The following is a 14,764-nucleotide window of genomic DNA, read 5'->3' as shown; positions in this document are numbered from 1 at the left end:
CGCTAGGACCGGGCAGGCGGAAGGCTCAAGGTCCTTCCGCCTGCCCTGGATCAGTCGATCGGTCCCCGGGCGCTGTAGAGGGCAATTCCTCGCAACAGGTCGACCGCCCGCGACAGCTGGTAGTCCTCCTGGCCCTCCACCGGGATCGCGGAGGCTTCCGGCGGCGACGGAGGCTCGACGCCCTCGATCTCCTCGCCCTGCTCGTTGAGCAGCCGTCCCCGCAGATCCGCCTCGCGACGGCCGCTGGTGTCGTCGGCCTCCTCGATGCTGGCGGCATGCACCTCGATGTCCGGGGTGATGCCCTTTGCCTGGATCGAGGTGCCAGCCGGCGTGTAGTAGCGCGCCGTGGTCAGCCGGATCGCGCCATGGCCGGAGATCGGCATGATCGTCTGCACGGAGCCCTTGCCGAACGACTGGGTGCCCATGACGATGGCGCGGTGATGATCCTGGAGCGCGCCAGCCACGATCTCCGAGGCGGATGCGGATCCGCCATTGATCAGGACGACCATCGGCACGCCGTCGAGCAGGTCGCCCTTGCGGGCATTGAAGCGCTGGATGTTGTCGTTGTCCCGCCCCCTGGTCGAGACGATCTCGCCCTGGTCCAGGAAGGCGTCGGACACCGCGACAGCCTGGTCCAGCAGGCCGCCCGGATTATTGCGCAGGTCCAGCACCAGCCCCTGCATCTCCCCGCCCATCTCCTCGCGCATCTTGTCGACGGCGTCGCGCATCCCGCTGGCGGTCTGCTCGCTGAACGTGGTCAGCCGGACATAGCCGACGGTGCCCTCGGCATGGGCGCGCACCGGAGAAATCTTGATGATCGCCCGGGCCAGGGTGACGTCGATCGGCTCCTCGCTGCCCTCGCGCAGGAGGCGGAGCCTGATCGAGGTGTCGACCGGACCGCGCATCTTGTCGACCGCTTCCGAGAGCGCCAGGCCGGTGACCGGCTCGTCGTCGATATGGGTGATCAGGTCGCCCGACTCGACACCCGCCCGGGCAGCCGGGGTATCGTCGATCGGGGAGACGACCTTGATCAGGCCATTCTCCATGGTGACCTCGATCCCCAGCCCGCCGAACTCACCGCGGGTCTGCACCTGCATGTCGCGGTAGCGCTCGGTATCCAGGTAGCCGGAATGCGGATCCAGGCTGGTCAGCATGCCGTTGATGGCATGCTCGATCAGCTTCTGGTCCGGCACCTCCTCGACATAGTCGGCCCGGACCCGCTCGAACACGTCGGCGAACAGCTTCAGTTGCCGGTACACCTCCCCGCCCGACTGCGCGGACAGAGGCGTCACCTGACCGAGCAGGACACCGACGGCGACGGAGCCGCCGATCAGGAGCCCAGAGCGTAGATATCTCGCCGTCATCAACCCCGGACCTTGTCTTCGCGAGCCGCAAGCCACGGCATCGGATCAACCGGCACACCACGACGCCGGACTTCGACATATAGGCGTCCCGGCACGCTGGACCCAGGGTCCATCCCGCCGATCCGCTCGCCGGCCTGGACATGCGCACCCTCGGCAACGTCGAGGTGCGAAAATCCAGCCATCAACGTATGGTAGTCATTGCCGTGGTCGATGATCAAGATTTGCCCGTAGCTCCGGAACGATCCTGCGAACACCACGGTGCCGGCATCGGGCGCCGCGATGGCGCCGCCGGCAGGCGCCTGGAGGACCAGGCCACGATCGGTCATCCGGTCCAGGTCGAGCGCATCGCCCGTGGCCGGGATCGAGGCCAACAGCCCGCTCCAGGCGGTCAGGCTGCCGTCCAGCTGGTCCATCCCGCCTTCGTTGCTACCCTGAGCGGCCACGTCTCCCAGGGGAGGCCAGGGCAGTCCCTGACCTCGGGAGGGCATCGGCATCGGGCCCATCACCATCCCACGCTGGGAGCGCAGGGCCGCGGAGGTCAGCTGCGGCTCGCCCAGCCCGACCGGCACTTGATCGAACGGGATGTCGGCCAGTTGCACGGCGAAGCTGTCCTGCATGGAGGGGCGGTTCCGGGCGGCCATCGCCACGGCGGCGAGCGGCAGATCGTCGACGGCATCCCGCTGGCGGGCGACCTGAAGCGCGCGCTCATCCAGATCGCGCACCAGGAGCTCGTTGCGGAACCGCGTGGCAGCCAGCTGCGCCACCGAAGCCTGCGCGCCACGCCAATCCCGCTCGGTCGCCGTCCAGGCGAACCGGCGGACCGAGAGCGCCGCGCGCCGCGCCGCGCGCGCCCGCGGATCCGCCTCGGCCCGCAGCGCGGCCATCACCGCTGCCACTCCCCCGGCCGCGGCCAGCCGCACCTGCCGCACCTGCGCAGCCTGCACGTCACGCGCGGCGGCGGCGGCATCTTCCAGGGCGGTCATGCGGTCCATCGCCATGCGCGCGTGACCATCGGCCGCATCCAGCCCGATGGTGGCAAGATGCAGGCGCCGCATCCGCTGGGCGACCGCCTCAAGATCGGCTGAATCCGGCGCCGCTTGCGGCCCGGCGGCGACTTCCGGCGACAGCGTGGCCGCCGAGGCGGCCACGAACCCGGCGAGCAGGACGCCCAGCGCCAGAAGAACGAGGCTGCCCAACCGGTTCATCCGCTCAAGGATCCTTGGACGGGCAAAGAAGCGACCTGCCGGTCATGGCATCGGGCCTGGGGACCCCGAGCAGGTCCAAAACGGTGGGCGCCACGTCGGCAAGGACACCGCCCTCGCGCAGGCCGATCCCGGGCGGTCCGCCCACCAGGATCAGCGGCACCGGGTTGGTGGTGTGGGCCGTATGCGGGTTGCCGGTTTCCGGATCGCGCATCACGTCGCAATTGCCGTGGTCGGCAGTCACCAGGATGGCGCCATCGCGCGCCCGGACCGCGGCGAGCACCCGGCCGAGGCAGGCATCCACGGTTTCGACTGCCTTCACGGCAGCTTCCAGATTGCCGCTGTGCCCGACCATGTCGGGGTTGGCGAAGTTCAGCAGGATGAAGTCCGGCTGGTCGTGGCCGATCGCCTCGACCACCCGATCGGTCAGGCCCGGGGCCGACATCTCGGGCTGGAGGTCATAGGTCGCCACCTTGGGCGATGGTTCGAGGATGTACTGGGCCCCTGGCAGCTTCCTTTCTTCCCCGCCGTCAAAGAAGAACGTCACGTGCGGGTATTTCTCGGTCTCGGCCGCCCTGAGCTGCTTCAGCCCGGCTTTGGCGACCACCTCGCCCATCAGGTCGGACATCGTTTCGGGGGGGAACAGCGTGGTCAGCTGCTGGTCCAGGCTGCTCGAATAGCTGGTCATCCCGATCGCGGCGGACAGCTTCGGGCGGCGCTCCTGCTCGAAGCCTGAGAAATCCGGGGCCACGAAGGCGTCCATGATCTGGCGGACCCGATCGGAGCGGAAGTTGAAGCACAGAAGGCCATCGCCGTCGCGCATGCCGTCATAGTCCCCGACGACCACCGGCTCGACGAACTCGTCGGTCTTGCCGGTGCCGTAGGCTTCCTCGAGCGCCTTCGCCGCGCTCGCGACCCGGGGCGCCTCGGCATCCACGATCGCGTGCCAGGCCTTCTGGACCCTGTCCCAGCGGTTGTCCCGGTCCATGCCGAAATAGCGGCCACCCAGGGTGGCGACCTTCGCCGCCTCGCCCAGATCGGCTTCCAGCTTCTCCACGAAGCCTTTCCCGGAGGATGGTGGCGTGTCGCGCCCGTCGGTCAGGACGTGGACCAGCACCTCGACTCCCTGCCCGGCCAGGGCCTTGGCAAGGGCCACGGCATGGTCCTGGTGGGAATGCACCCCCCCCGGAGACACCAGGCCCAGGAGATGAAAGCGCCCGCCGGCCTCCTTCACCGCCTCGGCCGCGGCGCGCAGCTGGTCGTCGGCAGCGAGGCTGCCGTCCTCGGCGGCTTCCGTGATCTTCGGCAGGTCCTGCACCACGATCCGGCCGGCGCCGAGATTGGTGTGGCCGACCTCGGAATTGCCGAACTGGCCGGGCGGCAGCCCGACCGCCTTGCCGTCGGCACGCAGGGTGGTCATCGGATGGGCGGCGCGGATCTGGTCGACGACCGGGGTGTTGGCCAGCCTCACGGCATTGTCGGTCGGGTCGTCCCGCTCCCCCCAGCCATCGAGGATCACCAACGCGACCGGCCTGATCACCATGCAGAACCCTCACCCTCGGCAGTCGGCTGGCGAGGCCCTGCCCACGCCGTGCGGGAAGGACCAGACGCCCGGATGGAAGCCGGCTTAACCCTGATCGACGGAACGGTCCAGCCTGCCCGAGCCGAGCCGGGACGATGGCCGGAGTCTCTTCTTGCCCAGCGAGAAAGCTGACGCGTGCCTCCTCCTCGCTCGGCCGGCATCAGTCTCCGGTGATCGCGCTCCAGAAGCTTCCAAAGTCGTCGTAGGACGCACCGCCCTGGGCAGGCGCGGGGGCCGGGGCAGCAGGGGTGACAGGCCCGGCGGTCGGCTCCACCGCCGCCAGATCGCCCGTGTCGACCGCCGTGACCGGAGGAGCCGCCGGCTCGACCACCGCATCGGCCGTCGCCTCCTCCACCGGAGCGATGGCGCCGGCCAGCCCGGGATTGTCGGGCAGCGGGGACGGCTCACCGGCTTCTGCTCCGCGCAGGGGCCGCGCTTCAGCGCTCGGGCTGTAGAGCTGCTGGGTCTTTGCGGCGATCCGTTCCGGCGTGTGGACGATCTCCGGCGTGCGCTCGATGTTGATGTCCTCGCGCGGCCGGTCGACTCCCAGCGTATCCAGGAGCGCACCAGTCACCGTGATGGCGCGGTACACCGCGAACCGTTCCTGGTATTCCGTGGTGGTCAGATTGACCCGGGAAACGAACAGCTCGTTCTCCGCGTCGAGCAGGTCCAGGAGCGTGCGCTGACCGACGATGAACTGATCTGCGTAGGCGTCGCGCGTCCGGCGGTTAGCCTCGACCTGATCGCGCAGCGTCGCCACCCGGGCCCTGGCGGTAGCCAGGGTGATGTAGGCGTTGCGCGCGTCCTCCTCCGCCTGACGCCGCACCCGCGCCAGGGACGAACGGGCCTCGTTCAGGCGGTGGAACGCCTCGCGTTCCTGCGCGATATCCGCCCCGCCCCGGAACAGGTTGTAGCGCATGACCAGGAGCACCTGGCCGTTCACGTCGCTGCCGTCCAGGCCGTTCACGTTGTCGGCCGTGGTGGCGCCGGCCTCGACGTTCAGGCGCGGGAAGTAGCCGGCCTTGGCGGCCCGGACCTCGGCGGCGGCCACGTCCACGTCGGAAGCCGCGATCAGCACGGTCGGATTGGACGTCGAGGCACGCAGGGCCGCCGCTTCCATGCCGGACGGCAGCGCCTCGACCGGCGGGATCTCCAGTTCCAGATCGACCGGCGGCATGCCGACCACCTGCAGGTAGGTGGCCCCGGCATTGGCAAGATCACCGCGGATCTGCTCCAGGCTGTCGACCGCCGCCGCGAGACGGGCTTCGGCCTGGCGGACGTCGGCAATGCCGGTGGTGCCGCCCGATTCGAGGTCGCGCACCTCGCCCAGGATCCGCCGATGGTCCGCCACGTTGGTGTCGGCAAGCGCGATCAGCTCCTGATTGCGCAGGATGTCGAGATGGCTCTGGATTCCGTCCAGGGCGATGAACTCGGCCGCTTCCCGGACCCGGTGGGCGGCACTGTCGACCCGCGCGAGCTGGCGGTCGATCTCGCTGCGGGTGGCGCCGCCGTCGAAGACGCGCTGGGTCAGGGTCAGGGACGCATCGCTGCGGAACCGGCCATTGCTGTCGTCACGCGCCCGGGTTCCGACCGAGTTGGTGTATTCCGGTCCTCCGGCCACCCGCAGATCGATGGTCGGCAGCCCCAGCGCGCGCGCCTGCTGCAGCTCCTGGTCAACGGCGAGGCGGTCGTTGCGGACCACCCCGATCTCCGGATTGCTGGTGATGGTTGCACGGACGGTGTCGGCGATCGTCGCGGCCTCGCCCGAACCGGCGACCAGGACGAGCGCCGTGGTCGTCAGCAAGCCGACCCACACTCGTGCCGGGAGCCGTCCTAGGTACGTTCGCATCCGATCATTCCGCCCTGAATCGCTTCATCCGGGAAAGGGCTTGCAACCCTTTCAACCCTGGATAGTCTTTCCCGTGAACACGCGTCAACGGCACCACCCATGGAAATCCCACTTGTTGCGCCGCCCGCCACTCATGATCTCGTGATCGGAATGGTGCGCAGGAGCAACGCTGCGACAGCTTGTGTTTAAGAAGCGAGAATGGGAAGGGAAAGCTAACCTGTCGGTGGTAGAACGCCGATGGCTGGCCTTGTGCCCTAAGTATCACAGGCGGGCCGGCAGCCGCTGCGGCAGTGGCGTGATCGTGGTTTGACGTTCGAGGAATGATGATGACGGAGATCCAGCCAGAAGGTGGATCCGAACGCACGGTGGCCGACCCGACCGCGGATCCGAATGCCGCGGCCGACCCGGTTCCGCCGGCGCGTGCAGCGGACGCGCCCAAGCCGCAGCAGCCCCAGTGGCGGATCCGCACCTCCACGGCGCAGATCGACGATCCGCTCTTGGCCAGCCTGGTGGCCCTCACCCATCTGCTCGATCGCGCCTCGTCGGCGGACGCGCTGCGGGCCGGCCTGCCCCTGGAGGACGAGCGGCTCACCCCCGCCCTGTTCCCCCGCGCCGCCGAGCGCGCCGGGCTGGACGCCAAGCTGGTCCGCCGCGGCCTGCGCGACATCGACGAGCTGGCGCTGCCCTGCGTGCTGCTCCTGCGCGACCGGCGCAGCTGCGTGCTGATTTCCCGCGACGACGACAAGGTCCGGATCATCGTGCCGGAGACCGGGCTGGGCGTGCGCGAGATCAACCTGGCCGAGCTGGAGCGGATCTATATCGGCCATGCCTTCTTCGCCCGGCCCGAGCTGGAGCTGAACGAGCGGGACAAGCGCAATCCAGCCCCGCGCTTCGGCGACCACTGGTTCTGGTCGACCCTGTTCAAGCAGTGGCCGGTCTATATCGAGGTCCTGATCGCGGCGCTGCTGATCAACGTCTTCTCCCTGGTTTCGCCGCTGTTCGTCATGAACGTGTACGACCGGGTCGTGCCGAACAACGCGCTGGAAACCTTATGGGTGCTGGCGATCGGCGCCCTGATCATCTTCGCCTTCGACTTCATCCTGAAGACGGCGCGCGGCTATTTTGTGGATACCGCCGGGCGCGCCTCGGATGTCGTGATGGCGAGCCGGATCTTCGAGCAGGTCATGGGCATCCGGCTGGCCAGCCGCCCGGCCTCGGCCGGCGCATTCGCCAGCAACCTGCGGGAATTCGAGACGCTGCGGGACTTCTTCACCTCGGCCACCGTGACTGCCCTGGTCGACCTGCCGTTCATCGTCCTGTTCCTGGCGATCGTGTTCCTGATCGGCGGCGACCTCGTCATCATCCCGGGCATCGCCGTGCCGCTGGTGCTGGGGGTAGGACTGCTCATGCAGCTGCCGCTCGACCGGATCGTCAAGGAAAGCTTCCGCGAGACCTCGATGAAGCACGGCCTGCTGGTCGAGGCCATCAACGGCCTGGAGACCATCAAGAGCGTGGCCGCCGAGGGACGGATGCAGCGCAGCTGGGAGCGGCTGGTGGCGACCACCGCCCAGACCGCCAACAAGGCGCGGTTCCTCTCGTCGCTGACCGTCAATTTCGCCGCGACCTCCGCGAACCTCGTCTATGTCGGCATGGTGGTGATGGGGGTCTACAAGATCGCCGAGGGCGAACTGACCGTGGGCGCCCTGATCGCCTGCACCATCATCGGCAGCCGGGCAATGGCGCCGCTCGGGCAGGTGGCCGCCCTGCTCACCCGCTTCCACCAGTCGCGCACCTCCCTGGAGACCCTGAACAACATCATGGCGCTGCCGACCGAGCGGCCGGAAGGCAGCCGGTTCGTGCACCGGCCGTCGCTGCGCGGCGACATCGAGTTCAAGAACGTCACCTTCACCTACCCGAACCAGAAGCTGCCGGCCCTGCAGAACGTGTCGTTCAAGATCTCGGCGGGCGAGCGGGTCGCGCTGATCGGGCGGATCGGCTCGGGCAAGACCACCATCGAGAAGCTGGTGCTGGGCCTCTATGAGCCGCAGGAGGGCGCGGTCCTGATCGACGGCACCGACGTGCGCCAGCTCGACCCGGCGGACCTGCGCCGCAGCATCGGCTGCGTGCCGCAGGACGTCTATCTCTTCCAGGGCAGCCTGCGCGACAACATCACCCTGGGCGCCGCCTTCGTCGACGACCAGGCGGTGCTGCGGGCGGCGCGGATTTCCGGCGTGGAGGAGTTCGCCACCCGGCACCCGATGGGCTACGACCTGCATGTCGGCGAACGGGGCGAGGCCCTGTCCGGCGGCCAGCGCCAGGCGGTGGCGGTGGCGCGCGCCATGCTGCTGGATCCGCCCGTGCTGATCCTGGACGAGCCCACCAGCGCCATGGACACCGGGGCCGAGAACCGGCTGAAGGCGCGCCTTGCCCGGGAGATCGCCGGCCGGACCGTGCTGCTGGTCACCCATCGCCAGTCGATGCTCACCCTGGCCGAGCGCATCCTGGTGATCGACAACGGCAAGGTCGCCGCCGACGGACCGAAGGAGAAGGTGCTCAAGGCGTTGTCGTCCGGCCAGATCCGAGGAGAGCGTTGATGGCGACCAGACAGGCCGGGCGCAACCCGGTCCCCGCCCCCAAGGGCTGGTCGCTCGGCGGCGGCCCGGAGCAGGCCTTCATCCCGGGCGCCCATGGCGCCTCGCGCTGGAAGCCGCGGCTGTTCAGCCACCTGATCCTCTGGTGCGTGGTGGCGTTCGTGGTGGTGTTCTTCTGGTGGGCGCAGTGGGCGACCCTGGACGAGGTGACCCATGGCCAGGGGCGGGTCATCCCCTCCCGGCAGGTGCAGATCGTCCAGAACCTGGAAGGCGGCATCCTGGCCGCGACGCTGGTGCGGGAGGGCGATCTGGTCGAAAAGGACCAGGTGGTGGCGCGCATCGACAACGTCCGGGCCGCCAGCGACTACCGGGAGAACATGATCCGCTACTGGGGCCTCCTTGCTTCAGTCGAGCGGCTGCAGGCGCAGATCGACGGGCGCGAGCTCGAGTTTCCCGACGAGGTGATGGACAATGCCCCGATGCTGGCGCGAAGCGAGCTCAGCCTCTTCCAGTCGCGCCAGGACCAGCTGAACGACCAGATCTCCGTCCTCCGCCGGCAGGTCGAGCAGCGTGAGAACGAGCTGACCGAGCTTGCCAACAAGGAGCAGAGCCTGGCCGCCTCCCTGGAACTGGCGACCCAGGAACTCGACATGGCGACCCCGCTGGCCGCCAAGGGCATCTTCTCCAAGATGGACGTGCTGCGGCTGCGCCGGCAGGTCCTGGACCTGCAGTCCTCGCTCGACCAGGCACGGCTGCAAAAGCCTCGGGCGGAGGCCGCCCTCCAGGAGGCCAACCACCGGATCCAGGCGGTCCAGAGCGAGTTCCGCTCGGAATCCTTGCGCGAGCTGACCCTGAAGCGGACCGAGCTGCAGAGCATCAAGGAAATGGTGTCAGCCGGCGCCGACCAGGTCCGTCGTACCGAGGTACGCTCCCCGGTCCGCGGCCTGATCAAGCAGATCAAGATCAACACCGTGGGCGGGGTGCTGCCGCCGGGCGGCGAGATCATGGAGATCGTGCCCATCGAGGACACGCTGCTGGTCGAGGCAATGGTGCGCCCCTCCGACATCGCCTTCCTGCGCCCGGGCCTGCCGGCAACGGTGAAGGTCACCGCCTACGACTACTCGATCTATGGCGGGATGCAGGGCCGGGTCGAGGACATCAGCGCCGACACGCTGGCCGACGAGCGCGGCGAGACCTTCTTCCGGGTCCGGGTGCGGACCGAGAGGGCCTATCTGGGGACCGAGGAACGGCCCCTGGAGATCATCCCGGGCATGACCGCGCAGGTGGACATCCTGACCGGCAAGAAGACGGTGATGGACTATCTGCTGAAGCCGATCCTGCGCGCTCGCTCCGAGGCGCTGCGTGAACGCTGAGGGCTGGAACGGCCGGGGGCCTGCCACGGGCGGGCCCTCAAGGATCGCTTCCGCCTCCCGTCAGGCGTGGCCGCTGGCCCCGGACAGGAGGATCGGGTCGACCTTCAGCTTGGCCAGCGCCTGGTTCCACTTGTCGTCGTCGTCGCGGCCGAACACGATGTCGGCATCGCCCGGCGCCAGAAGCCAGCCATTGTCCAGGACCTCGGCATCGAGCTGGCCCGGCGCCCAGCCGGCATAGCCCAGCGCCAGCACGAGCCGGCTTGGGCCCTTGCCCTCGGCGATCGCCCGCAGGATCTCGACCGTCGCGGTGAGGGCGAACGTTTCGTCGATCTGCAGGGTCGAATCCAGCCGGTAATCGGCGGAATGCAGGACGAAGCCACGATTGCTCTCGACGGGCCCGCCGACATGCACCGGCTGGTCCTCCGGTCGCCCGGCTCCCTCGATGCCGAGCTGCTGGAGCACGGCCGGCAGGCGCAGCTGGTCGATGACCTGGTTGACGACGATGCCCATCGCGCCCTCTTCCGAGTGCGAGCAGACATAGACCACCGACTTTGCGAAGCGTGAATCGGCCATGCTGGGCATGGCGATCAGCATCATGCCGGTGAAGTGGGTGCTGGTCTGGTCCTGCGAAGCCATACCCCGGAGATAGGGGCCAATGCGCGATGCGCCAAGATGCTCGTGCGCAGCTTCGTGCGTCTTCTCCCGTCCGTCGGGCATGGAAGGGGGAGTTGCGCCGGCGAGCGGGGCGTTCCATCTCTGCGCCACGGGCGATCATGCCCCATCGTGGACAAGGAGCGCTCCCGGCTCGTTCCGGGGGCCCGACGACAGGAAGAACAAGACATGGCGATCCGTGTGGGCGATCGGCTGCCTGAGGCCAAGTTCAAGGTGCGGACGGCCGACGGGCTGGACGACGTCACCACCACCCAGCTGTTCAGCGGCAAGAAGGCGGTTCTGTTCGCGGTTCCGGGTGCCTTCACCCCGACCTGCCACTCCCGCCACCTGCCCAGCTTCCTGGAGCATGCCGAGGAACTGAAGGCCAAGGGGATCGAGACCATCGCCTGCGTCGCCGTCAACGACGCCTTCGTCCTCGACCAGTGGGCCAAGGCCAACGATGTCCAGGGCCGGGTGCAGATGCTGGCGGATGGCAACGGCACCTTCACCAAGGCGATCGGCATGGAGCTGGACGGCTCCGGCGCCGGGCTTGGCATCCGCTCGCTGCGCTATTCCATGCTGCTCGAGGACGGCGTGGTGAAGATCCTCAACGTCGAGGAGAGCCCGGGCGTGATGGAAGTGACCGGCGCTGACAAGCTGCTGGCCGCCCTCTGATCCCGGCCTTCTGACGCTGGCAACGATCGTCCCGCCGCTGCCAAGCGGCGGCGCGAACGCTGTCGGGGGCAGGTGCCCCATGCATGAACAGCAGCCTCCGCCGGAAATCGAGCCCGTGCCGGCAACGACGCCCGGGCAGGGAACTCCTTCAGGCCCATGCTGAGGCAAGGGCGACGGGCGCGAGCATGGCCAGGCAGTCCAGGGCGAGGCGAGCGCGTGGCGATGCTCCGCCAGTTCCTGCGCCGGCCGAACGGCCGCTCGACAGGTTGCCTTGGGCGTACGCCTTGCGGTCGAGCCGATAGGGGATGGTACGGCTGACGGTGAGAGAATGACCGCGTGGATGTGCCGAGCTAGAGCCAGGCACGCCGGCTGTCGGCATCAGGGGCTTAGTTGGCGATGACCCGCCGAGGTGGTGGGTCCATGCGGCGCAGCGGGAGGGTCATGCGAAGGTCGGCGATGTTGCCCGGCGTCAGGGCACAGGCAACCGGCCGCCCCGCAAGCAGCCGGTCGCCTGACACCATTCGGCCCGCCCAACCCTCCGACGCGGGGCGATGGGCCTTGATGTGGCTGCTGTCGATCGGGAGTCCCTCTGGCAGTGGGTAGCTACCAGCCATCTGCTGGAACGGACGCTGCCACCATCCGCGACGTGCCCATCATCCATCACGCGATGGATGAACCGATCTTTTAAGGAGCCGCGACCAGGAGGCTGTTGTAGCGGTTGTGGATGGTCATGGCCGGCCGGTGGGCAGGCGGACGTCCCGCCATGATCCGCAGGAGGCGGAGGATCCATCGCCCGGAGGGACCAGGGTCAGGAGACCCCGGCGGCGCCAGCCGGTCTTGAGCATGTGCAGGATCCCGCCGATCGTCCTCTGGGGCCGTCCCGGCTGGCCATGCGGTAGATGCGGCTTGATCCGCACCTAGCCCCTGTCTGACAGCCAGTACAGATGGGCGTTCGCCAGATCCCCCAGTCTTACATCACTGATCAGCCGACCGAAAACCATGAAGCTGTAGAAGATCGGACGAGCTTGCTGCCTAGCCGTGATTTCTTCTCAGCTTGTTCCAGCGAGGACCTGAGCGGGTGAGCGTTGGGCTGAGGTAGCATGGGCTCTGTGCTGATTTTACCAGGCAAGCCAACGGAGCAGATCGGCGGCTCGCTGCTCGGAGGACCGGAACGGGATGGCATAGGCCGGTTTGCATAGCAGGTTCTGCATGAAGCGCTCGGCCTTGCCGTGGGTCTTGGGCGTGTAGGGCCGGGTGCGGAGGTGGCAAATTATGAGCAGCCGCAAGACCTTGCGGATCAGGCGGGCAAGATGGCCGGCGCCATTCAAGGCCTCCTGGCCGTGCCTTGCTTGGAGATCCGGTCGATAATCTACCGACCATCGATTGCCGGTCATCACCTGCTCCACCCGCACGCCGCGGTCCCGGAACCAGTGCAGGGCACGGACGAGGAACCGCGTGGCTGACCACCGCCGTTTGGCGGGACGTCCACATGGGCGAGCCGGGTGGTATCCATTGATGGCACCGTGCCGGACGTCGTCGCCCTATACCTCGGTTGACGCCGCGCCGACCACCGGTGATGCGGTGGCCGACGCCCTCGCGCCGAGCCAGATCCTTGATGTCGAGCTGCAGGAGTTCACCGGGCCGATCGCCCTGATGTCGCCGTACCGGCCGCCGAGGCTCCAGGGCTTCGAGCCGCCCGAGCCTCATCCGCGTCAGCCATCCGGCGACCGTGGAGCAGGCGAGACCGAGCCGGATGGCGATGTCCTCGCCGGTCAGGCGGTCTTCCCGGCGCAGCTGCACCGCCCATCAGGGCCACAACCCATCCGCTCCTTGATCCGAGCCCGGGCGGGAGGCGCGCTTCTCAAAACCAGCTGCGCCTTCCGCCCGAAAAGCGGGCCAGCCATGGGCGCGCCGTGCGGCTGGAGATGCCGAAGCCGGTTGCCACCTCAGGAGCCGGCCGGCCTTCTGCCCGAATTTGCCGAACCATCGCGGCTCGACCAAGTGGCGTCGTTCGCGCGTTCTGGTGCGGGCTGCTCATCGTCGTCGCCGGCGGTGCTTTGCCTGGCAATGACCACCTTCAGGCTTTCACGGGCGATGAACAACCGTCTCAGAAACCACAGCCAGGCCGTGGGTGCGCTGGCCGGCACCTGCTGGAGGCCGAGCGGCTTCCGGAAGCTTCGCCCTCCCCCAAAATGGTTGGGTGACGCTTCGGCAAAAGCGGGTGGCATTGTCCTGTGCCCGCCATGAGCCTGGCCCGTCGCTCCCCTTCTCTGCGCCGCCAGCCAGCGCCACGGAGGTCCCGCCGTGACCGGGACCTCCACCCCCTGCTCCGCCCGCTTGGCGAGCCGGGGAGATCCGGCCCTAGAGGCTGGTGGAGATCCCGCCGTCGACCATCAGCACGTGTCCATGCACGTAGCTGGCCGCGTCGGAGGCAAGGAACACCGCCGCCCCTTTCAGCTCGGCAGGCTCGGCCCATCGGCCGGCGGGGGTGCGGGCCTCGACCCAGGCGGTGAACGCCTGATCGTCCAGGAGCTTCTGGTTCATCTCGGTGGTGAAGTAGCCCGGCCCGATCGCGTTGACCCGCACACCCTGACGGGCCAGTTCCGCGGCGAGCGACCTGGTCATCCCGTGCAGGCCGGCCTTGGCCGCGGCATAGGCGTGGATGCCCGGCCGGCCCAGGATCGAGATGACCGAGCCGGTATTGATGATGCTGCCGCCGCCCTGCCCCAGCATCACCTTGGCCGCCTCGCGCGCCATCCGGAAGCAGGCCGACAGGTTGGTCGAGATCACCCGGTCGAAATCCTCGTCAGTCCACTCGGCCACCGGGGCCCGGTGCTGGATGCCGGCATTGTTGACCAGGATGTCGAGGCGACCATGCCGCCCGGCCACCTCGGCCACGCCCGCCGCCACGGCTTTCGCATCGCTCACGTCGAACGCGGCTGCCTCCGCCTTGAGGCCACGCCCCCGCAGGGCGGTCGCCCGCTCCTCCAGGCTGGCCGGATCGCGGCCGTTCAGGACGACGGTTGCGCCGTGCTCGGCCAGACCCTCGGCCATGGCGAAGCCCAGCCCGCGGGATGCGCCGGTCACCAGGGCGACCTTGCCGGTCAGATCAAACAGGTTGGACATGGATGGCCTCCGCTTCGTGTGTTGAAGGGGTGAAGACCGATCCCGGCCAGGGCGCAAGCCGGATGCGCAGCGGCACCGGCTCCTTGCTTCCATGTACCGCCGGAAGAGTTGCCCGCCGCCGTCGCTGGATGCTTTCCCTCAGCCTGCGCTCCTACTAGGCTTAAGGGACCAAGGGGAGTCCCGGCAGGGGACTGAGAGGCCATCGGCGCCAGAACGGCGGCATGGCGACCCGTCGAACCTGATCCAGGTCATGCTGGCGAAGGGAATGGTGGTCGTCACCGTCGCGTGCTCCTGCGCCCAAGGCCGCCCCTGCTCCTCCCGATGCACCTGGATCCGGCGGCCCAGCGACCG

At 68.5% G+C, this 14,764-nt stretch carries 11 protein-coding genes, 1 pseudogene and 1 riboswitch; of the genes and pseudogenes, 4 read left to right on the top strand and 8 right to left on the bottom strand.

Features of this window, described 5'->3' with window-relative positions; translation table 11 throughout:
- Positions 1 to 50: 50 nt before the first annotated feature.
- The 4 genes from GEMRO_RS0112120 to GEMRO_RS0112105 all read right to left on the bottom strand — a co-directional run bounded on the left by GEMRO_RS0112120 (position 51) and on the right by GEMRO_RS0112105 (position 5,952).
- The gene (locus GEMRO_RS0112120; RefSeq protein WP_051328990.1) at positions 51 to 1,364 is read right to left on the bottom strand and encodes a S41 family peptidase; all 1,314 of its coding nucleotides are present in this window, start codon (positions 1,362 to 1,364) and stop codon (positions 51 to 53) included.
- Entirely contained in the window at positions 1,364 to 2,512 is a 1,149-nt protein-coding gene (locus GEMRO_RS0112115; RefSeq protein WP_169728375.1) for a murein hydrolase activator EnvC family protein, read from the bottom strand. The genes GEMRO_RS0112120 and GEMRO_RS0112115 overlap by 1 nt, the downstream gene beginning before the upstream one ends.
- 61 nt (positions 2,513 to 2,573) lie before the next feature.
- A complete protein-coding gene (gene gpmI, locus GEMRO_RS0112110) occupies positions 2,574 to 4,109 on the bottom strand; it encodes a 2,3-bisphosphoglycerate-independent phosphoglycerate mutase (RefSeq protein WP_035485217.1) in 1,536 nt (511 codons plus the stop codon).
- Positions 4,110 to 4,308: 199 nt separating this feature from the next.
- The gene (locus GEMRO_RS0112105; RefSeq protein ID WP_169728374.1) at positions 4,309 to 5,952 is read right to left on the bottom strand and encodes a TolC family outer membrane protein; all 1,644 of its coding nucleotides are present in this window, start codon (positions 5,950 to 5,952) and stop codon (positions 4,309 to 4,311) included.
- 410 nt (positions 5,953 to 6,362) lie between these two features.
- Here GEMRO_RS0112105 and GEMRO_RS0112100 point away from each other — a divergent pair, with 410 nt between their 5' ends.
- The gene (locus tag GEMRO_RS0112100) at positions 6,363 to 8,591 is read left to right on the top strand and encodes a type I secretion system permease/ATPase (RefSeq protein WP_205624958.1); all 2,229 of its coding nucleotides are present in this window, start codon (positions 6,363 to 6,365) and stop codon (positions 8,589 to 8,591) included.
- Positions 8,591 to 9,961: an HlyD family type I secretion periplasmic adaptor subunit gene (locus GEMRO_RS29285; protein ID WP_084506855.1), complete on the top strand. Its 1,371-nt coding sequence runs from the start codon at positions 8,591 to 8,593 to the stop codon at positions 9,959 to 9,961. The genes GEMRO_RS0112100 and GEMRO_RS29285 overlap by 1 nt, the downstream gene beginning before the upstream one ends.
- A 60-nt stretch (positions 9,962 to 10,021) precedes the next feature.
- On the opposite strand, the gene GEMRO_RS0112090 is transcribed toward GEMRO_RS29285, so the two are convergent.
- Positions 10,022 to 10,597 (bottom strand): YqgE/AlgH family protein, encoded by a 576-nt coding sequence (locus tag GEMRO_RS0112090; RefSeq protein ID WP_027134191.1) that lies wholly within the window; start codon positions 10,595 to 10,597, stop codon positions 10,022 to 10,024.
- Between the two features lie 204 nt (positions 10,598 to 10,801).
- Here GEMRO_RS0112090 and GEMRO_RS0112085 point away from each other — a divergent pair, with 204 nt between their 5' ends.
- Positions 10,802 to 11,287, top strand: a complete 486-nt coding sequence (locus tag GEMRO_RS0112085) for a peroxiredoxin (protein WP_027134190.1) — start codon at positions 10,802 to 10,804, stop codon at positions 11,285 to 11,287.
- A gap of 148 nt (positions 11,288 to 11,435) precedes the next feature.
- On the opposite strand, the pseudogene GEMRO_RS35820 reads toward GEMRO_RS0112085, so the two are convergent.
- Together GEMRO_RS35820 and GEMRO_RS32635 are read right to left on the bottom strand one after the other, a co-directional pair.
- Positions 11,436 to 12,204 (bottom strand): annotated as a pseudogene (locus GEMRO_RS35820) (IS5/IS1182 family transposase).
- Between the two features lie 201 nt (positions 12,205 to 12,405).
- Complete coding sequence (locus GEMRO_RS32635) at positions 12,406 to 12,699, bottom strand: hypothetical protein (protein ID WP_157505556.1); 294 nt, start codon at positions 12,697 to 12,699, stop codon at positions 12,406 to 12,408.
- Positions 12,700 to 12,868: 169 nt separating this feature from the next.
- On the opposite strand from GEMRO_RS32635, the gene GEMRO_RS36060 reads away from it, so the two are divergent.
- Positions 12,869 to 13,534 (top strand): hypothetical protein, encoded by a 666-nt coding sequence (locus GEMRO_RS36060; protein WP_240476674.1) that lies wholly within the window; start codon positions 12,869 to 12,871, stop codon positions 13,532 to 13,534.
- A gap of 114 nt (positions 13,535 to 13,648) precedes the next feature.
- On the opposite strand, the gene GEMRO_RS0112075 is transcribed toward GEMRO_RS36060, so the two are convergent.
- On the bottom strand, positions 13,649 to 14,413 hold the full coding sequence (locus GEMRO_RS0112075) for a glucose 1-dehydrogenase (RefSeq protein WP_027134188.1): 765 nt from the start codon (positions 14,411 to 14,413) through the stop codon (positions 13,649 to 13,651).
- Between the two features lie 161 nt (positions 14,414 to 14,574).
- Positions 14,575 to 14,696: riboswitch (TPP riboswitch) on the top strand.
- Positions 14,697 to 14,764 lie beyond the last annotated feature (68 nt).

This window comes from Geminicoccus roseus DSM 18922 (genome assembly GCF_000427665.1).
GTDB lineage: Bacteria > Pseudomonadota > Alphaproteobacteria > Geminicoccales > Geminicoccaceae > Geminicoccus > Geminicoccus roseus.
The sequence above is the reverse complement of the archived record's forward strand: the minus strand, read 5'-3'. Positions and strand labels throughout refer to the sequence as shown.